Genomic DNA, 17921 nt, shown 5'->3' with positions numbered 1-17921 from the left:
TCCTCCCTTTCATGTCAGTTCGCAAATCCAAAGAAGTTGGGGACAAAGGTGCTGACGCCCGGCACGAGAATGACCAAAAGCAGCACCACGAGTTCAGCCAGCAGCAGCGGAAGCACCGCTTTTGACAGGCGTTCGATTTTGAGTTGCCCGACCGTAGCGATCACGAACAGCACCGGGCCGACCGGCGGGGTGATCATGCCAATGGTCAGGTTCAGGACTAACATCATGCCGAATTGCAGCGGGTCGATCCCGGCGGAATAGGCGATGGGGCCCAGGATCGGCGTCAGGATGATCAGCGCGGGCAGGGTGTCGATGAAGAACCCGCAGATCAGTGCAAATCCGGCAAGGATGAACAGGATGCCCAACCGGTTGTCGGTAACCTGAGTGATCAGCTTGGCCAGTTCCTGCGGGATTTGCAGGTAGGTCAGCAGCCAGGCAAAGATCGACGCCATCGCGACGATCAGAAAGACCGAGGATGTCACTACTGCCGCCCGAACAAAGGCTGCATAGAGCGCACGGATCGTGAAGGCCCGCAGGATGAAGCCCAGAAACAGCGCATAGGCCGAGGCCACCGCACCCGCTTCGGTAGGCGTGAACACTCCAAACAGGATACCGCCCAGAATGATCGCTGGCATGATCAGGGCCGGAATGGCGGACAAGGTTGCGCTGGCTAGCTCAGACCGGGTGGCGCGATGCTCGCGCCCGCGATAGCCATAGCGGGTCGAGACGATGTGGTTGGCGACAGCCAAAGCCAGCCCCAGCAGAACGCCCGGCACGATTCCGGCCAGAAACAGACCGGCAACGGTCACACCATTGGTCGAGATCGCAAAAATGACGGCAAGAATGGATGGTGGAATGATAGGGCCAATCGTGGCCGTCGCAGCGGACAACGCTCCGGCATAATTCTTCTCATACCCGGCCTCGCGCATCATCCGCATGACGATGGCCGACGGCCCGGCCGCGTCTGCAAGCGCAGATCCGCTGATCCCGGCAAACAGCATCGAAACCAGAATATTCACGTGGCCCAAACCGCCGCGCACATGCCCGACCAGAGCGTTGGCGAAACGCAGCAAGGCATTCGTCAATCCGCAGGCCGTCATCAACTCGGACGCGAGGATGAAGAACGGCACCGCCATCAATGGGAAGCTGTCGATCCCGGCAAACATACGCTGCGTCGCCACCAACGGGTTCAGCGAACCGTCGACAAAGATCGCGGCCAGCCCGGCGATTCCCATGGTGAAGGCCACCGGCACGCCCAGAAACAGGGTGGCGAAAAACAGGATGATCAGAGTTTTTGCCACGGCTCAGACCTCTGTCTCATCGCCATCGGCGTCGACGCCGTGCTCAAAATCCTGGTCGACGAAGCGCTTGGCAAAAAAGGCCAGCTGGATCAGGAACAATGCACATCCGATCGGGATCGCAAGATAGGGGATGCCGCGCGAAATACCGGTGGACATGGTTTCCTTGTTCCAACCGAACTGGACGAACTGAACGCCCAGCCACAGCATCGTTGCCATAAATCCGAACATGACGATGACGATGCCCCAACGCAGCAGTCGGGCCAGAGGGGGCGGGAGAAGATCGGGGACAGTCGTGATCGCGACAAGCCGTCCTTCGCGCAGGGCCAGGCCCGCGCCACAGAACGCGCCAAGGATCATCAGGTGGCGGGCGACCTCTTCGACCCACGCAAAAGACGAGCCCAGACCATAGCGCCCGACCACATTGGCAAAAACGATTGCGAAGACCGTTGCCAGCGCCACGGCGACCAGTGCGCGGTTCAATCCCACAATCCATGTTTCCAGAATTCGCAAAGAGGCCCCTCCCGATGCCGTCTCTTGTGAGAAACGAAACTGGCATACAGTATGCCAAACTGTCAACACTAACACATTGTATGCCAGGCACAGGGCTGCTAATGTCCACCTGAGGAGAGCGAGATGAGCCCATTCAACAGACCGAAATCATTGACAGAATTGGTGACCGAGAACCTTCGCGAACGGATCATCAAAGGCGAGTTTGAATTGGGCGAGCAGCTGTCCGAAGCTAAAATCGCAAAGAACCTCGAGGTCAGCCGCACGCCCGTTCGCGAGGCGATCAACCGGCTTGAGATGGAAGGACTGTTGGTCGTTGAACCGCAACGTGGGTCTTTTGTGTTCAACCTCGAGCCTGAAGAACTGGCCAAACTCTGCGATGCGCGTGTCTGCCTTGAGACCACGGCGATCACCTCGGCCATGCAGTCGAACCCGGATGCGCTGCATAAGGCGCTCAGTGAATGTGTGAGCCGAATGAAAGCGGCGCGCGAAGCCGGGGATGATGCGGAATACCTGTATCAAGACACGGTGTTTCACCAATGCCTGTTCGATTGCGCCGACAATCGATTCCTGAATGATGCCTACCAGACCATTGCCCTGAAAATGGCCGCCTTACGCAGCCGGTTGGGCCACCACGCGGATCACATGGCCAAATCCTATCGGGAACATATTGAGCTGGTCCAATGCGTCGAAGACAGGGATGTTTCAAAGGCACTGGACGTGTTGAAGCTGCATATCGATAGGAAAGAGGGATCCTATTGGAATGACGCGACAAGTCTGGACGGCGCTGCTGCGGCATTAAATTGAACGGCAATGCTTGGCTTGCCTCAACGTAACAAATTTCAGCGCTGGTCGATTTCAACGTGACCTTGGCTATAAGGTTGTGAGGTAGTTTTGCCCGATACCCGATCGCCTGCGATACTGATCTGAATGACCGCATCATAGCCTGCTGCTGACGTTCATTCTTGACCGGTGGTACCCATTTTCGTCAGTGTTTAACGAGTACTGTCAACCGGAGGCGTCTTTATGAAGCGGTTTTCGCAAACACTCGTACTGTTCCTGTCTCTACTTTTGGGCACCGCAGTATCAGCTCAGGACAAACCCAATATCGTCTTCATATTTTTAGATAATTTTGGCTGGGGTGAGCCAGGGTTCAACGGCGGTGGTATAATCCGTGGTACAGCGACTCCGGAAATGGACGCTCTGGCTGCCGAAGGGTTACGGCTTACGAATTTCAATGTGGAAAGTCAGTGCACGCCCTCCCGCGCAGCTACCATGACCGGGCGCTATGGTATCAGAAGCGGCAATCACACAGTCCCATTGGGAGGCGGTGTCTACGGCTTGACCCAATGGGAAATCACGATGGCCGAGATGCTCAAGGACGTCGGGTATAACACGGCCATGTATGGTAAATGGCATCTCGGCTGGACCGAGGGACGCTTTCCCACAAACCAAGGCTTCGATGAATTCTATGGTGTCGAGACCACTGACGTTACTGTCTGGCGCTCGCTCCCGGGCTTTGCAGAAGCAAACATGGAAGAGCCTGTCGTCATGCAGGGTTTTGCGGGCGAACCCGCGAAAGTGGCACGGGACTACGACCTGGACTATCGTGGCGAGATAGACGGTGACCTGACAAAAAAAGCCATCGAATTCATCGACGCCAAGAGCAAGGAAGACGCTCCGTTTTTCATTTATCTTGCATATACTCAAACCCACTATCCAAATATTGCGTCCGAGGAGTTTGATGGAGCCACCGGCAACGGTGTCTGGGCCGATATCTTGCTGCAGACAGACACTTACATCGGTCGCATTGTTGCCGCGCTTGAAGCGGCGGGCGTTTCTGACGACACGGTAGTGATCTTTACAGCTGACAACGGCCCAGAAGCCCTTCCGGTAGGAAACGCCAATGTTTCTCCAGTGCCAGCTGTTCATGGCACCGCTGGGCCATGGCGTGGCACATTGTTCACAAGCCTCGAAGGCAGCATGCGCGTACCTTTCGCGATCAAGTGGCCAGGGAAGATCCCCGCCGGTTCAGAAAGCAACGATGTTGTCCATTCAATGGACCTGTATCCGACGCTTGCGGCATTTGCGGGCGGCAAGGTGCCCGCAGACCGGGCCTTTGATGGCATCGACCAGTCCGAGTTCTTTCTTGGTGTCCAGCCTAACTCTAACCGAGAAGGTGTAATTGTTTACATGGGCGAGCAGATTTTCGGCGTCAAATGGAAGGATTGGAAGGTCTTGTTCAAAGAAAACACCACGGCTTTTGGCGCGACAGAGTCCTTTGACACACCAAGGGTTTACAACCTTCTGAATGATCCGCATGAGCGCGAAAGCGTTCTCTTCCCGCACACATGGGCGGTGGAAAAGGCGCTGCCTCAGTTGCAAGAACACATCGCAACATTCGAGGAGTACCCGCCGATCCCGCCGGGAACACCAGATCCCTACGAACCACCCAATGACTGAGCGGCAGACACAGCGTTCGGAGCAGGCGTGTACAAAACTCGCATTTCCGGAAGTCTGGGCCCTTCCCGTCACTTCTCAATCGGCGCATAACTTCCGTCTTCGCGATGCACCTCTCCTCCGGTAAGGGGGGGATTGAAGACGCATATCAGCCGAAGGTCCGCATCCAGCGCTTGCACAAGATGTCTGTCGTGTTTGTCCAAGGCGTACAGTGTGAAGGGCTGCAACGCGTACCATGTCTGGTCGTCGAAGCGCCTGATCTGACCTCTTCCCTCGATGCAGTAGCACGCTTCCAGGTGATGGGTGTATTCAAGCTCGAGCACGGCGTCTTTTTTGATGACAGTGTCCGTCATCGAAAAGCCCATGCCGTCAGACGCCAGTAATAGCCGCCTGCTGTTCCATCCCGGTCCGGTTACGTCCCGCTCTGTGCCTACGACATCTCCAAGCGATCTTACGATCATGCTTTCCCCTTTCCGAACTCATCGAACCCCGCGGTTCATTCCTCCATCCGACAGGATGTTCTGGCCACTAATGTAACGCGCGCCGTCGGACGCAAGGAAGACACAGGCCTGTCCAATCTCGGCAAATGTGGCCGGGCGTTGCGCAGGGATAGACCGTCTTGCCAGATCTGACAGGTTCACGTTTTCACAAAAGCCGGGCATCAGGTTGTTCATGTTGATGTTGTGGCGGGCGTATCGATCTCCGAACAGCTTGGCAAAACTGTGTAGCGCACCGCGCAGCATGCTCATCGGATAAGGCGCGCGCGGTTCGACCGTGTTCATGGACGAGATGTTCACAAAAGAACCGCCGCCCTGTTCAATCATGATCGGAGTTACAATGCGGGCCAGCTTGACGACGTTTAGGACATACATATCCAGGCTTTCGTGCCAAAGCTCATCCGGCAATTCCAGCAGTGGTCCAACAAAGTCCGGATCAAAGCCGACCGTCTTGATGGCTTCCGGCACGCCACCACCATGGCCCATGTTGCTGACGACCGCATCGATCCTGCCGTAGGTGTCGAGCGTGGCATCGACCATCGCCTGTAAATCTGCCGTATCGAGGACCGAGCCCTGGCGTCCGATCCCCCCCAATTCCTTTGCCAGATCCATGGACCGCGTTGAGGGGGACATCAGCGAGACCTTGTAGCCCGCTTTCGCCATTTCGATGGCGCATCCTCGTCCGATGCCCTGGCCGGTTCCGGTCATCAGGGCCACTTTGACATCAGTCATCTGATAGTCTCCGCTGTGATATTTCCTGTCAAAGATAAGCGGCGGGAATCCACCTTCCAAACGACTTTACGGCGCAAGTATGTGAGATAAACTCACATCTATGACGAACATCAGACACCTACGTGCTTTGCAAGCCTTCGACGCAACCGCAGCGCGCCTGAACATCAGCAAGGCAGCCGATGATCTGGGCGTGACGCATGGCGCTGTCAGCCGCCAGATCAAGCAACTGGAGCAATATCTGGATGTTCGGCTGCTGCACAGGTTGCCGGGTGGCGTACAGCTGACCGAGGAAGGTGCCCGTCTGCATCGCTTCACGCAGGAGTCATTTGCGACCTTGCAGCAAGGGATTGGCGCGGTAAAGCGGACAAGACCCCGGCGTTCGGTAACGGTGTCGCTTTCATCATCCCTGGCGATCAAATGGCTTGTGCCAAGGCTTCCGGAGTTCCGCGAACGTCATCCGGGCATCTCCATTCGACTGGATACCGATGATCAGATCATCGACTTCTTTGACAGCGAGGTCGACGTAGCCTTGCGGTACGGCGGCCAACAGTCGGCTGGGCTTTACTCCGAACGTCTTGTGAATGAACGCCTCGTCGTTGTTGCTGCGCCGTCTTTGGCAGAGGGTTTGGTTGGGCCTGAAACCATCATCCAACTGCCCCTATTGCATGATCAGTTTCATCCTCAGTGGGACAGATGGGCGACCCAAGCTGGGTTGGTCGACCCGGATGTTCAGTCAAAGAGTTTGGCCTTCCCGAACTCGGCCGTTTTGATTGCGGCTGCCATTGATGGGCAAGGTGCCATTCTGGTGCGTCAGGTTCTTGTCGAGGGCGACCTGGACGCAGGGCGATTGATCTACGTGAGTGATATCAGCATTGAAGACGAAAATGCCCTTTGCTTCGTTTGCCGAGACGGTGATGAGCGGTCTTCTCCCATCAGCACATTCCGTGCTTGGCTGGGCGAAATCGCCCCAAAACCATGACCACGCAGAAGTGCTTCGCTTTAAGCAACAACCAACAGAATTATCGTCGCCATACCCCATAACGTCATCTGGTAATGGGTGTTCTGCGCCCCTTCGTGGCAAAACCAATAGCAGAACCAGTTTCCGACTATCAAAAACCCGGCCCATGTCGCCGTGAAAAGCAAAACACCCAGCACGCCGATGGCGCGGGCGCTTGCGGGATCGACAACGCCCATGATGGCAAGGATGAGCCACAAGACCCCGGCCCATAGGGTAAGGGTCGCGATGCCTTCCCAGCAGACGATCAGTTTGAACAGGAACTTTTGCATCGCGGGGTTTTGGATGCGGCGATGGGCGACGACCTCATACGCCTCGGGGTACTCTTCGCGCATCCGCTCCATTGTCAGCACTTGGTTGGTGAATGTCTCGTTGAGATCGGGATGGACAACGTTCTCGATGAAACCTGTGCTCAGCCATGCGGCAAGAAAAAAGACGGCTGCGGTTTGCGCAACCAAGACCACCAGTTCAAACAATCTGACTTACTCCGCAAGTGGCGCGGGGTGACACAAGCCACCCCGCAGCGTCATTAACTCCAATACATCTGCGCTGGACGTATTTCCAACGAGATATGCTGGGCAGCTCCGCCAAGCCCTTCGCGGGTGTGATTGTAGAGCGACCGCCAGTACGGCTGGATCGTCACACCTTCGTCGCGGACAATCTGCTCGCCTTGGGCCATCAACTCGCGGCGTTTCTCGACGTCGGCTGTAGCAAGCGCTTGTTCGAGGATCGCGTCAAATTCGGGATTGGCCCAGCCAAACTCGTTCCACGGCTCACCCGACCGATAGGCCAGAGCCCAGATCTGAACGCCCAGTGGACGGTGGTTCCAGTTGGTTGAGCTGAACGGGTACTTCGCCCAGTCATTCCAGAAGGTCGATCCCGGCAGAACCGTACGCTTGACCTTGATTCCGGCGTCCCGAAGCTGAGCGGCAACCGCGTCGGTGGTGTCTTTGCGCCAAGCATCGTCGATGGACAGCAGCTCGTGCTCATAGTCTTCCATCCCGGCTTCCTTGATCAGTTCAAGGGCGCGGGCAGGGTCATAGGTCGGCATGCCGATATCTGCGTATTCCGGATGCGCCGGGCCGACATGGTGGTTGGCGGCAACGGCACCGCGACCGCCATACCCAAGTTCAAGCAACACAGCGTTGTCCACGGCCATTGATATGGCCTGACGGACACGTTTGTCGGCATAGGGCTGCACGCCATCGACTTCGGCCAGCTGGTTTGGGCGGATGACGATCGTCGCCATTGTGACGACCTCATTCTCAACCCAGCCGTCCAGCGAACTGAGGATGTCGATGAACTCACCTTCCGAGATGTAAATCATGTCGACTTCGCCAGCATCCGCAGCCGCAAGGTGCGCCGACGGGTCGGTTCCGAAGTCGATATACTCGATACGGTCGAGCCATGCGCCGTTTCCGGCATTCCACCAGGTGTGGTCCTCATTGCGGACCAGCACACCTTTTACGCCAACTTCAAGGCTTTCGGGCAGGTAGGGCCCGGTCCCGATCGGATTGCCCAGCATGTTCTCGGCATCATGCGAGGAATGGACGATGGCCGCCGGATAATCCGCCATGCCCGCGATCAGCGAAATATCCGGGCGCGGCAGGTTCAGTTGAACTGTATGCGTGTCCACGACCTCAATCGCGCCGTCCAGAGCACGCTCGGTTTCAGGATTGACCAGAACCGAGAAACGACCGGCCATCGAGTTGCCCTCAACCGACTTGTCGCACCAACCGGCAATGTTGCGCGCCACGTCATCTGCCGTGAAGTCGTCGCCATTGTTCCAGGTCACGCCCTGACGGACTTTTAGCGTATAAGTCTGCGCGTCATCCGAAATCTCCCAGCTTTCCAGAAGGGCGGGTTTGAATGTGCCGTCGTTTTCATAGGTGACAAGGTTTTCCAGCCAGCCTTTGGCATAGTTCGCAATTTCATTCCAATCGAACGTACGCGGGTCCTTCAGACCACGTACGTCCATTTGGATGCGCACCGTACCACCTTGTTTTGGCTCTGCTGCGGCCTCTGCCGGCGTGGGCAGGCCCAGCATCGCATAGGCTGTGGCGGCGGTGGCTCCGAATGAACTGGCAATCGCCAGAAACTCGCGGCGGTTCACCGCGTCATTGCCAACCTTTTTGGCCTGATCAGTGACCACTTTGGGCAGTGGTTTCCCTGTACGGGTTCTGAAAGTCATATGTTTTCCTCTCTGTTGGTCGTGAGGTGGACCCCTCGGTGGGTGCGGCGTGTTTCGCCATCTGGTGCCCGGCCGGGTTGCCGGGTTCTATTGTGATATGCGCATGGTTTCGATTGCGTCGGCTTCCGTGACGGTCGAGCAGATGCTCGACAGCACGCGTGGCTGTTCGTAGGGCCACGGCGTGCCACGATGGAGCACGGCGCGCTGATCCCAGATCAGAACGTCGCCGACCTGCCAGTTGTGGGAATAGACAAACTGCGGTTGCGTGCAGAAGTCGATGAGCTCTTCGATGATCGCCTGGCTATCGGCTTCGTCATAGCCATCCAGTTTGAATGCGTGCGACGCGATATAGAGCGCCTCGCGTCCGTTCACCGGATTGCGCCACAGCGCGTTCCAATGCTGGTCCGGCCATTTGTTGAACATTGGCAACTCGGCCAGTTCGGGCGAGATTTTGCGGCGCGAATGGCTATAGCGATGCCAGATACCGCGCCCTTGCACCTTTGCTTTCAGACTGTCGGGCATGTTTGCCCAGGCCGCGCGTGTGCTGGCCAGTTCCGTAGCCCCGCCCTCGGTCGTGACAACGCGCCCGATCAGAATATTCGTAAGGGCAGGGGTGGGCAAAAAGGTGCTGTCCGAATGCCATAGGAAATTCGACTTCAGGTTCAGCGTGTGCAGGTCCATTTCTTCGGTGATCGACCCGTCATCGCGCACATTGGAAACTGTCGGAACCTCGAATTTCTCGCCGTTTTTGCGCTCGTCGGCTTTTCGATCCTCGATGGGGCCGAAAAGCTCGGCCAGTTGCTTGTGTTGGTCGTCCGAGATGTCCTGACCGCGGAACAGAAGGGCAGAATGCTCTTCGAACAAGGCGCGGACCTGTCCAAACAACCGATCCTTAGTGGCGTCGGCCAGATTGATCCCGGTGACTTCGACACCGAATTCCGGGTTCAGGGGGCGTGTTTCAAATGCGGACATGGCGACCTCTTACACAGTTGCCTTGGCTTCGATTTCTTCGGGTGGCAGGTCCTTCACCAGATCCCAGGCGCGGGATTTTCCCGGGTTCAGCAACCCCTTGGGGTCCAGTCGTTTTTTCCATGCGAGATGCAGGTAATCGGCGGTTTTCAATCCACCGCTTTCCACGTGGAAACTGTGGGCGTCGTAGACGCTGTGACCGTGTTCTTCGTAAATCCGACCGATCTCTCGCAGGCGATCTTCGGTGGAATACCAGATGATTGGCAGATCAAAGGCGACGACTTCGCCGTTCAGTAGCGAGAATTCGTGATGTTGCCAAACGTCCTCGCCAAAGGCCGCACCAACCTTTGCAACCGCATCGGCATCGGAGGCGTCCGGCACACCGATTTGCTGGTAGGTCGCTGACCGGTCCGCTTTCAAAACCTGTAAGGTGGTGTGGTTGTATGCAAACTCAAACACATGCGGCAGCGACGCTGCCTTCCGATCCTCCTCGGTCAATTCCAAATCAAGGCATCCGCCCTGATCCGCGATGAGGTCGCGAAACTGCTGCATATCAGTCGCGGGCACCAGCGAAACAAGCAGGTGCTTGTTGGGTCGGACATGGCCTTTCAGGCGGGGAAAATACTCGACGATCCGCGCATCGACCGTGCTGGCCAGTTTGCATCCGATCTGATCGTCAGTCGCAACCGCGTACCCGGCGGAGTAGCATTCCTGGTAGCTGTCGAATGTTGCCATACACCCGATCCAATCTGGGTGAGGGACCGTGCGCAGCGTCACTTCGGTAATGACCCCGTTCAAGCCCCAGGCGTGGTGGATCTGCAGAACGTCCTGACCTTCGAACACATATTCCTGCGGGTTTTCTTCAACGGACAAAGCCTTGAGCTGCAGGATGTTGCCGGGCTCTCTGAGGACACCGTTCGCAATCGAGCCAATGCCGGCGGACCCGCCCGCGACAAACCCGCCGATCGTCGCGATATCCTGCGTTGAAGGGAACATGGCCATTTCCCACCCCTGTGCCATCAGCGCCGCGTTTACATCGGCCATCAGCGCGCCCGCCTCGGCGCGAACAAAGCCGTCTCCGATTTCCAGAATTCGGTTGAGACCGGTGGTTTCGATGATCAGCCCACCATGCAAAGGCACGGCCTGGCCGTAGTTACCCGTCCCGCCACCGCGCAGCACGACTGGGGCATCCGCGTCATGCGCGGTTTTGAGGCAATGCGCCATCTCTTCAACGGTTTTCGGCAGGGCGACAAGATCGCCAAAGCTGCGCTTGAGCTGTTGGTTCAGGATCGGGCTGTACCAAAAGAAATCCCGAGACCGTTTTTTCACCAGAACGGGTTCATCAATGACCTCGACAGGGGCCAAGCGTTCGGCAAACGCGGCCCAGTCCAAGTCGGATTTTCCTGAAATCGAAGTCATGCAAGGTCTCCTGTCAGGACATTTGCCAAAGGTTTGGGTTCGGTGGTTCGGGTCAGCCAGTCGGATGTAGATGCCGCATCAAAGATCAGCAGGTCCTGGACCGCTGCCCCATCCACGGTTGTTGCGGAAAGCCCCAGCGCCCTTTGAGCGTTCGTGGTGATCATGGGCAACAGATCACCAAATGGCGGGTCCAGATGCGCCGTCAGGGCCGCCAGTTCCAGACTTTTGCGGGGATCATGGCGACCAAGGGGACAAAAGGCGTCACGCACGTTGTCCGTCCCAACGACAACCGGCACACCAGCGGCGCTCAACTCGCCGATCCGCGTGATCCCGCGCCGGTCCGGTGTGCCGGTATCGCGCCCCTGCAGGTACAGGTTGGACGTTGGCAGGCTGGCTATCGTCAACCCGGCCCGCGCAATCTTGTCCAAAAGCGCCTGCAAGGACTCGCCTGCCAGATTGATCAGGCTGCAGGCATGACCACACAGCACAGGGCCCTGAAATCGCGTCTCGATGAGGGTGTCCGCAATGATCTCAAGCCCGTCCAGCCCGTCATGCAGGCCTTCGTCCACGTGAAAATCAAGCGCCAGCCCGTATTTCTCGGCCACGCGCACTGCGGCTGAAATTGCGGCGTGACGATCCGATTGATCCAGGACGAACACGCCCAGAACACCGCTGCCATTGGCGATTTCCTGACCTATCGCATCCGCGCGCGCGGCGTCCGTCAGCTCTGTAGTGTCGATCAGCGGCGCGACCTGCAGCAAGACCCTGTCTTCGAAGTCTTTTGCCAGGTCGCGCAGTACATGCCACGCCAGCGGATGCGTGTCTGAGCCCGGTTCGGGCGACCAGTCCAGATGGCTGCGCACGATGCCACAGCCCGAGGACATCAGCTCTTTCAAACCCCGTTCCGCTCGTTGCCGCAGATCATCCTCGGTCCAGAGGACGCGGTCACGGTACTGGGCCTCTATGGCGGCGCTCAGATCTCCGCCCACCCGGTCCATTCTTGAAATCGTGTGGCATTTATCCAGGTGGACATGGCATTCGGTCAGGCGCGGCATGACGAGGCCCGAAATTTGCGCCTGCCCTGCACAGGGCTGCAATGCGACGGCGTGTCCATCACGGATAACCAAATCGCCAATTACACAGTCTGAAACCGGAACGCCGCCGAACTCGTGCGCGTTGGCGATCATCGAGGACGGCACGAGAACGTTTTCGACGGTCAGCAGATCGGAAGAGGGCAGCACATTCATGTCGTGCCCCTCCGGTGATCGAACCGGGCGAACTCGGCCAGAAACTGCGCGAAATTGGCGGCGGCCGTGTTCAACAGGCGTTCCCCCTTTTTCACGGTCGCGGCAGAGGCATCCCCGCAGGCCCCATCCGGATGCAGGTCATCAATGATCCAGCCCGGCCGTGCGGCTTGTCCCGTCAGACCGATATGGTTGAACTGCTTTTCCCATGTGCGGATCGCGGGAACAAAATTCTGCGCCCGGTTCATATCCACCAGATGCGTTCGCGCCGCCAACATAGATGAGGTCTCGGACTCTCCGGCATGCAAGTCGACCGAGGCCGCATCGGGGTCAAGAACGCTGTCCCATTCGGAAAACCCGAACCACGAACATGTGGCGACAATCAACTCGTGCGAGATCCGCAAGTCACGCGCGGCGGTTTCCAACACCGCAGTGTTGCCCCCATGGCCGTTGAACAGCACAAGCCGCTTCACACCCGCCCGCGCGACCGAGGCTCCGATGTCGCGCAAGACCGCCAGCAGAGTATCTGCGGACAGGCTGAGGGTTCCGGGATGCCGATCGTGTTCACCACTTTTGGTGACGGTCAACCCCGGCAGGACAAGCACATTCTGCTCGGGACCCAACCGCGGCAACGTGCGATCGACCACCGCGGCCACCAGATCACTGTCAACGGATACCGGCAGATGCGGTCCGTGCTGTTCGGTTGCACCAACAGGCAGCACCGCGATCATATCATCCGGCAGATCTCGGAAATCCGGTGCCTTGTGATCGGCCCAATAGCCTTGAATACTCATGCGGCCCTCCCAGAAAGGCGGGCCATATATCCCATTCCCCGCTCACCCTGAGGGTCGCCGACAAAGGGTTTTTGGCTGTCGGTTTCCAAGCCTGCCCGGCCAAGCCAGGTGACAATTCGATCATCGGTGGGATCATTCCCATGGCGCACCAAAAGAACACGTTCTCCCATATCGCCCTCCTTGAACGACAGTGGTTTTACGTGGCCCTTGGAATATCCGTGCCAGAGAATGGCTTTAAGACTTGCAAAGAATATTCAAACTCGCAAGCTTAAATTGACAGCGAAAAAGAGTACGGGAAATGAAAGCGTTAAGCCCAACAGACATGCCGCCGCCGTTCGCGCGCTATGCGCATGGCGTCGAAATTCCGGGCGACTGGAGGATGGTGCAAACCTCGGGGCAACTGGGGATTCGCCTGGATGGGACCATCCCCGAGGAGGCCTATGATCAGGCGGTGATTTGCTTTCAGAACATCGAGAAAATACTTGGATCAGCGGGCATGAGTGCAAGCGACGTCGCGCATGTCAGCGCCTTTGTCACCGACCGGTCCCATATGGCGGATTACATGCGCGCCCGAGATGAGTTTCTTGCGTCGACCAGCCGCTTGCCAAGCTCAACCCTGTTGATTGTCAGCGGCTTTACGCGACCAGAATTCAAAGTCGAAGTTGAGATTCTGGCGGCAGCCCCCTAGTGTATGCGCCGGGGCCTCAGCCCCATCTTGCCGAAATCTCAGGAAACCGCAGAAAGATGGCGGCCGTTGTTTCAGCCCCAAAGACTGGATTGGCATCTCGGGCCAGGATTTCTTCGGTCCGCGTGCGCGCGGCCTCAAGTGTCGATGGTGCGCCGGCATCTGCCCAGGCCTGCGGCGTCGCACGATCCGCAAGGTCGGGGTAGAAGTAATCGCTCTGCATGCGTCCCAAGGTTTGTCCACTGCCCAGGAAATGGCCGGGACCGTTCAGGCAAACCTCGCGGATGACGTCAAAGGCCAAGGCGTCTTCGTTTATCTCAAAACCGCGCGTCGCTCGCATGACCGAACCGATCATGTCGTTGTCCAGAACAAAGCTCTCCTTGCTGGCCGCCAGTAGTGACCCGTACATGCCCGCCGCCTCGTAGATCAGGTTCGCGCCCGCCAACGCGCTGAGAAGCTCGGTGATGCCCTTTTCGTACCCTGCCTGAAAGTCGGGCATTTTGCTGTCCGTCATACCTGCGCTGACGGCGCAGGGAATGCCGTAGTATTGCGCCATCTGGGCACAGGCCGCCATCAACACGCCCTGTTCAGCGCTGCCCCCGGACATGGCCCCCGTGCGCAGATCGCTGACAAAGGGCAAAGCACCAAAAAGCGCGGGGTGACCGGGGTTCAGCAGGTTCACATAGACCAGCCCGGCCAGCACTTCGGCTGTTTGCTGGGCGACCGCGCCCGCAAGCGGGGCAGGGCTGGTTGCCCCGGCCTGACCCGCCGAGACAAGTTTCAGCGGCGTGCCGGTTTCAGCGGCGCATTCGATGATGCCAAGCGCTTCTTCGGCAAACGTGAGGGGCGGCACGACAAAGCAGGTGGAAACACAACAGAAGGACCGCGCGCGCCATGCCTGTTCACCGCCTGCGATCATATGGAACATCTCAACCGCCGACTGCATGGTTGCCACGGAACTGAAAGATGTACCAATCGGCTTGGCCGTCCCGGCGGCGCAGGCATAGGCTGTATTCAATTCCATCGCATGCGTATCTTCGATGTCGCGCGCCACGACCGTGCGTTGGAACATGTGGATGTTCGGCAGCGCCTGTGCCAGCCGGGCCATGTCGTGCAGATCGGCCAGAGTGCTGTCCCGTATCTGGCCCGTCTTGCTATCGACGATGTGAACCGCCGCGCCCGAAGTGCCCAGATGAATACGCGTCCCGCTTGGATCAAGATCGTATTCCGGACGTTGTCCAAACAGCTTGAAACCACGTCCCGCAGTTTCCAGCGTGCATTCGACAAGCTCTGGCGGAAACAACAATCTGCCAGCCTTGGAAACGGACCCACCCGCAGCTGTGACCGTATCAATGCAGCGCGGAGTTGCGCTGGCCAACCCGACCTCGGCTAGAATACGCAAGGCGGTCTGGTGGATGGCTTCGATCCCGTGGGCCGGGATCGGACGATAACGCCCGCCCTCAATGCCGGGCCAGATAGCTTCGCTGGGTCCCGAACCCGCACCGCCCTGACGTTCGGCATGCCGTGCCGCGCGGCCTGATCTTGATCTGCTCATCACGGGACTCCTTGCTGGGTCAAAAGTGCGCCAATGCCCGGATGTTCTGGCCAGTTGTGCAACTTGGCCGCCCACGCGTCCGAGTGCCGACCGGTATTGGCATGGAACTTCTCCCAAATCTGAGCGTCGCTCATGGGTGCCTGTGGCGCGCCTAGTGGATAGGCGCAGGTGTCCTCGATGTCTGTCCCATCCGTCAGCGAAACAACGATGCGGTCAGGGTCATTTTCCGAATAGTTCAGGTCAGGGCGGATTGGCGCAAAGGCATGCATTTTGGTTTTCGCGATCAGATCGGCCACCTCGGGGTCGGCCCAAACTCCGGCCCTAAGATCGGACAGCGTCAACCCACCGCGCAGCACCCCCATCGCCACGACAAAAGGCGCGCTGAACAAAGCCTCGGCGCGGTTCGTCGGCTGGCCAAAGGGCAGCACAGCACCGTGGAAATCCGGTAGATGCAGATCGATCTGCTTGATCCCGTCTGGCGAGATCCTCTGATTCATGCGCACCGCGCAGGTCATGAGGCGATGCGTGTATCCACAACTTGGCCAGGGCTTCAGAACCAACCCATGTTCGGTTAGGGCATAACCGGTGCCGAGCTTTTCGAGAGCGGCGTTCATCCGGTCAGAATTCAATCCGCTCATCAACGCGGCGCTGCCCCTTGCGTGGTCCAAAACATGCGGCTGGCCGGTCAAGCCTGCCTGGGCAAGGCACGCTGCTTCAACGCCGGCGCGGGCTGCAAAACCCGCCTGAATTGGCTTTGCATGAGAGCCAAACTGGCAGGTATACCCGCTGGCCGAACTGATGGCGAAAGACATGGCATGTGTCGTTTCCGCCACCGACAATCCCATCAAGCGTGCACAGGCCGCGGCGGCGGCCGGGGCACCCAGCGTTGCGGTGGAATGCCAGCCGGCATCGTAGTGCTGGAAATTCATCGCCTCGCCCAACCGTGCGATCACTTCGAAACCCGCAAGGTAGGCCCGCGCAAGCTCCGCTCCGTTGGTCTGCGGTCCGGCCACCGCCAGCAAAGCAGGCAACAGAACCGCGGTCGGGTGCGCGTTGCCCGGAATTTCCCAATCGTCAAAGTCTAGCGCGTGCCCCGCGACCGCGTTCAGGAATGCGGCCTGAGGTCGGGCGGTTGTCATGTCCGTTCCGATTACGGTCGCAGGACCGGTCGCGACCATGGCCCGAACACCCTCTCGCGCAAGGCGCGCGACATCTGTTTTCACACCCGCATGGATGCAGCCCAAGGTGTCAATCACACCACTGCGCAAAATGGCGAGTGTGTTGGGATCCGCGTCCAGCGGATCTTTGGCAGCAAAGCGGGCCAACCTGACCAGGGCTGGTTCAGCGCCTGAAACGGTTTGCGATCCCGACATGCTCAGCATCTCGCCCGCGAAAAAGGGTCCTTCGCTCCGCTCAGCCATGCGCGACCTCATCGAACAGGATTATGCCACGCCCCTCCTTTCCAGCCAGCATGTCAGCAATCGCCTCATTGATCTGATCAAGCCGATAGCGCCGCCCGATCAATTGGTCGATTGGCAGATCGCCGTTCAAATAGTGCTGCGCATAGGCCGCAAAATCGCGCGTTGTGCAGGCCGACCCAAAGATAGAGCCAGTGACAGTGATCTCGGCCCTGGTAATGTCTGTAGTGGGCAGGTCTATGGTTGCGTCATTGGCATCCAGTCCAACAAAAGTCACCTGTCCGCCGGGGCGACAGTAATCCAATGCAACCCGTTGCAGGGCGCGTTTCCCGACAGCCTCAAACACATGATCCGCGCCGTGCGCCGTCATTTCTTTGATACAAGCGCTGACATCCACGTCAGCAAGGATGAAATCTGTGGCCCCCAACTCACGCGCTTTGGCTTCGGCATCGGGCGAGGCGTCAATTGCAATGATCCTGCCCGCACCAGCCAGCTTCGCGCCCATGATGATCGACAGGCCAACTCCGCCCGCGCCGATGACGGCAACCGTTGATCGAGGCTTGACCCGAGCGCGGTTCAGCACGGCCCCAACACCCGTCGTGACTGCACAACCCAGCAAGGCGGCAACCTCGAACGGGACGGATTTGTCGATGCGGACGCAGCTTTCCTGGGGCACCACCACGTGATCCGCCCAGCAGGCCAGCATCGACAAATGACGTACCGGACCATCTGAATTGGACAACCGGCATGTCCCGTCCATCATCGTGCCGTCCCAAAGCGGCGCTTCATAGGTCTTGCACAAGTGGGTTTGCTCATGCCTGCAAAAGAAGCAATCGCCGCAATAGGGGATCCAGCTCAGCACGACATGTTCGCCGACGGACAGATCACGCACCCCTTCACCCAGCCGTACCACCCGACCGGCACCTTCATGACCCAAGACAACCGGCAACTCATGGTCGGCCTGACCTGAGATCACGTGATAGTCGGAATGGCAAACCCCGGCCGCCCCCATGCGAACCAACACCTCGCCTTTGCGCGGCGGGGCCAAATCCAACGTTTCCACGACAAGAGGTTCTGCCTTGCCGTACATGACGGCCGCCCGGGATTTCATGACGGAAACCATTGGGATGGCAC

At 58.4% G+C, this 17921-nt stretch carries 18 protein-coding genes; 4 read left to right on the top strand and 14 right to left on the bottom strand.

The features are described from left to right. Window positions 1–14: 14 nt before the first annotated feature. Window positions 15–1301, bottom strand: a complete 1287-nt coding sequence (locus GOV53_RS04935; protein WP_170464563.1) for a TRAP transporter large permease — start codon at window positions 1299–1301, stop codon at window positions 15–17. Window positions 1302–1304: 3 nt separating this feature from the next. Continuing rightward, window positions 1305–1811, bottom strand: coding sequence for a TRAP transporter small permease (locus GOV53_RS04930; protein WP_170464562.1), 507 nt, complete (start codon window positions 1809–1811; stop codon window positions 1305–1307). A 123-nt stretch (window positions 1812–1934) separates the two neighbouring features. Here GOV53_RS04930 and GOV53_RS04925 point away from each other — a divergent pair, with 123 nt between their 5' ends. Beyond that, window positions 1935–2615 (top strand): GntR family transcriptional regulator, encoded by a 681-nt coding sequence (locus tag GOV53_RS04925; protein WP_170464561.1) that lies wholly within the window; start codon window positions 1935–1937, stop codon window positions 2613–2615. Between the two features lie 219 nt (window positions 2616–2834). Next, window positions 2835–4271: an arylsulfatase gene (locus GOV53_RS04920; RefSeq protein ID WP_170464560.1), complete on the top strand. Its 1437-nt coding sequence runs from the start codon at window positions 2835–2837 to the stop codon at window positions 4269–4271. A gap of 68 nt (window positions 4272–4339) precedes the next feature. On the opposite strand, the gene GOV53_RS04915 is transcribed toward GOV53_RS04920, so the two are convergent. Then, window positions 4340–4729, bottom strand: a complete 390-nt coding sequence (locus tag GOV53_RS04915; RefSeq protein WP_170464559.1) for an ectoine synthase — start codon at window positions 4727–4729, stop codon at window positions 4340–4342. An 18-nt stretch (window positions 4730–4747) separates the two neighbouring features. Continuing rightward, entirely contained in the window at window positions 4748–5497 is a 750-nt protein-coding gene (locus GOV53_RS04910) for an SDR family oxidoreductase (protein ID WP_170464558.1), read from the bottom strand. A 100-nt stretch (window positions 5498–5597) separates the two neighbouring features. Here GOV53_RS04910 and GOV53_RS04905 point away from each other — a divergent pair, with 100 nt between their 5' ends. Beyond that, on the top strand, window positions 5598–6476 hold the full coding sequence (locus GOV53_RS04905; protein ID WP_170464557.1) for a LysR substrate-binding domain-containing protein: 879 nt from the start codon (window positions 5598–5600) through the stop codon (window positions 6474–6476). 20 nt (window positions 6477–6496) lie between these two features. On the opposite strand, the gene GOV53_RS04900 is transcribed toward GOV53_RS04905, so the two are convergent. From GOV53_RS04900 to GOV53_RS04870, 7 genes are all read right to left on the bottom strand, one after another. After that, a complete protein-coding gene (locus GOV53_RS04900; RefSeq protein WP_170464556.1) occupies window positions 6497–6988 on the bottom strand; it encodes a DUF2165 family protein in 492 nt (163 codons plus the stop codon). A gap of 53 nt (window positions 6989–7041) precedes the next feature. After that, window positions 7042–8703, bottom strand: a complete 1662-nt coding sequence (locus GOV53_RS04895) for an ABC transporter substrate-binding protein (protein ID WP_170464555.1) — start codon at window positions 8701–8703, stop codon at window positions 7042–7044. Window positions 8704–8790: 87 nt separating this feature from the next. Beyond that, the gene (locus GOV53_RS04890; RefSeq protein ID WP_170464554.1) at window positions 8791–9675 is read right to left on the bottom strand and encodes a TauD/TfdA dioxygenase family protein; all 885 of its coding nucleotides are present in this window, start codon (window positions 9673–9675) and stop codon (window positions 8791–8793) included. A 9-nt stretch (window positions 9676–9684) separates the two neighbouring features. Next, window positions 9685–11091, bottom strand: a complete 1407-nt coding sequence (locus tag GOV53_RS04885; protein WP_170464553.1) for an FAD-binding oxidoreductase — start codon at window positions 11089–11091, stop codon at window positions 9685–9687. Continuing rightward, window positions 11088–12338, bottom strand: a complete 1251-nt coding sequence (locus GOV53_RS04880) for an amidohydrolase family protein (protein WP_170464552.1) — start codon at window positions 12336–12338, stop codon at window positions 11088–11090. Before GOV53_RS04880 ends, GOV53_RS04885 begins: the two co-directional genes overlap by 4 nt. Beyond that, window positions 12335–13129 (bottom strand): creatininase family protein, encoded by a 795-nt coding sequence (locus GOV53_RS04875; protein WP_170464551.1) that lies wholly within the window; start codon window positions 13127–13129, stop codon window positions 12335–12337. The genes GOV53_RS04880 and GOV53_RS04875 overlap by 4 nt, the downstream gene beginning before the upstream one ends. Beyond that, a complete protein-coding gene (locus tag GOV53_RS04870) occupies window positions 13126–13299 on the bottom strand; it encodes a hypothetical protein (RefSeq protein WP_170464550.1) in 174 nt (57 codons plus the stop codon). The genes GOV53_RS04875 and GOV53_RS04870 overlap by 4 nt, the downstream gene beginning before the upstream one ends. Window positions 13300–13427: 128 nt before the next feature. Here GOV53_RS04870 and GOV53_RS04865 point away from each other — a divergent pair, with 128 nt between their 5' ends. Then, the gene (locus tag GOV53_RS04865) at window positions 13428–13817 is read left to right on the top strand and encodes a RidA family protein (protein WP_170464549.1); all 390 of its coding nucleotides are present in this window, start codon (window positions 13428–13430) and stop codon (window positions 13815–13817) included. A 16-nt stretch (window positions 13818–13833) separates the two neighbouring features. On the opposite strand, the gene GOV53_RS04860 is transcribed toward GOV53_RS04865, so the two are convergent. Genes GOV53_RS04860 through GOV53_RS04850 form a run of 3 tightly spaced genes read right to left on the bottom strand, consistent with a single transcriptional unit; the run spans window position 13834 to window position 17898 of the window. Next, on the bottom strand, window positions 13834–15369 hold the full coding sequence (locus tag GOV53_RS04860; RefSeq protein WP_170464548.1) for a trimethylamine methyltransferase family protein: 1536 nt from the start codon (window positions 15367–15369) through the stop codon (window positions 13834–13836). After that, a complete protein-coding gene (locus GOV53_RS04855) occupies window positions 15369–16790 on the bottom strand; it encodes an MmgE/PrpD family protein (protein WP_170464547.1) in 1422 nt (473 codons plus the stop codon). Before GOV53_RS04855 ends, GOV53_RS04860 begins: the two co-directional genes overlap by 1 nt. Beyond that, a complete protein-coding gene (locus tag GOV53_RS04850) occupies window positions 16783–17898 on the bottom strand; it encodes a zinc-binding dehydrogenase (protein ID WP_170464546.1) in 1116 nt (371 codons plus the stop codon). The genes GOV53_RS04855 and GOV53_RS04850 overlap by 8 nt, the downstream gene beginning before the upstream one ends. Window positions 17899–17921 lie beyond the last annotated feature (23 nt).

Source organism: Ruegeria arenilitoris, from assembly GCF_013035315.1.
GTDB lineage: Bacteria > Pseudomonadota > Alphaproteobacteria > Rhodobacterales > Rhodobacteraceae > Ruegeria > Ruegeria arenilitoris_D.
The sequence above is the reverse complement of the archived record's forward strand: the minus strand, read 5'-3'. Positions and strand labels throughout refer to the sequence as shown.

Coding starts and splice junctions, on each gene's coding strand:
- GOV53_RS04855 (WP_170464547.1), bottom strand. CDS start 16,790: ATGGCTGAGCGGAGCGAAGGACCCTTTTTCGCGGGCGAGATGCTGAGC.
- GOV53_RS04890 (WP_170464554.1), bottom strand. CDS start 9,675: ATGTCCGCATTTGAAACACGCCCCCTGAACCCGGAATTCGGTGTCGAA.
- GOV53_RS04925 (WP_170464561.1), top strand. CDS start 1,935: ATGAGCCCATTCAACAGACCGAAATCATTGACAGAATTGGTGACCGAG.
- GOV53_RS04875 (WP_170464551.1), bottom strand. CDS start 13,129: ATGAGTATTCAAGGCTATTGGGCCGATCACAAGGCACCGGATTTCCGA.
- GOV53_RS04865 (WP_170464549.1), top strand. CDS start 13,428: ATGAAAGCGTTAAGCCCAACAGACATGCCGCCGCCGTTCGCGCGCTAT.
- GOV53_RS04905 (WP_170464557.1), top strand. CDS start 5,598: ATGACGAACATCAGACACCTACGTGCTTTGCAAGCCTTCGACGCAACC.
- GOV53_RS04860 (WP_170464548.1), bottom strand. CDS start 15,369: ATGAGCAGATCAAGATCAGGCCGCGCGGCACGGCATGCCGAACGTCAG.
- GOV53_RS04895 (WP_170464555.1), bottom strand. CDS start 8,703: ATGACTTTCAGAACCCGTACAGGGAAACCACTGCCCAAAGTGGTCACT.
- GOV53_RS04915 (WP_170464559.1), bottom strand. CDS start 4,729: ATGATCGTAAGATCGCTTGGAGATGTCGTAGGCACAGAGCGGGACGTA.
- GOV53_RS04885 (WP_170464553.1), bottom strand. CDS start 11,091: ATGACTTCGATTTCAGGAAAATCCGACTTGGACTGGGCCGCGTTTGCC.
- GOV53_RS04920 (WP_170464560.1), top strand. CDS start 2,835: ATGAAGCGGTTTTCGCAAACACTCGTACTGTTCCTGTCTCTACTTTTG.
- GOV53_RS04880 (WP_170464552.1), bottom strand. CDS start 12,338: ATGAATGTGCTGCCCTCTTCCGATCTGCTGACCGTCGAAAACGTTCTC.
- GOV53_RS04850 (WP_170464546.1), bottom strand. CDS start 17,898: ATGAAATCCCGGGCGGCCGTCATGTACGGCAAGGCAGAACCTCTTGTC.
- GOV53_RS04910 (WP_170464558.1), bottom strand. CDS start 5,497: ATGACTGATGTCAAAGTGGCCCTGATGACCGGAACCGGCCAGGGCATC.
- GOV53_RS04870 (WP_170464550.1), bottom strand. CDS start 13,299: ATGGGAGAACGTGTTCTTTTGGTGCGCCATGGGAATGATCCCACCGAT.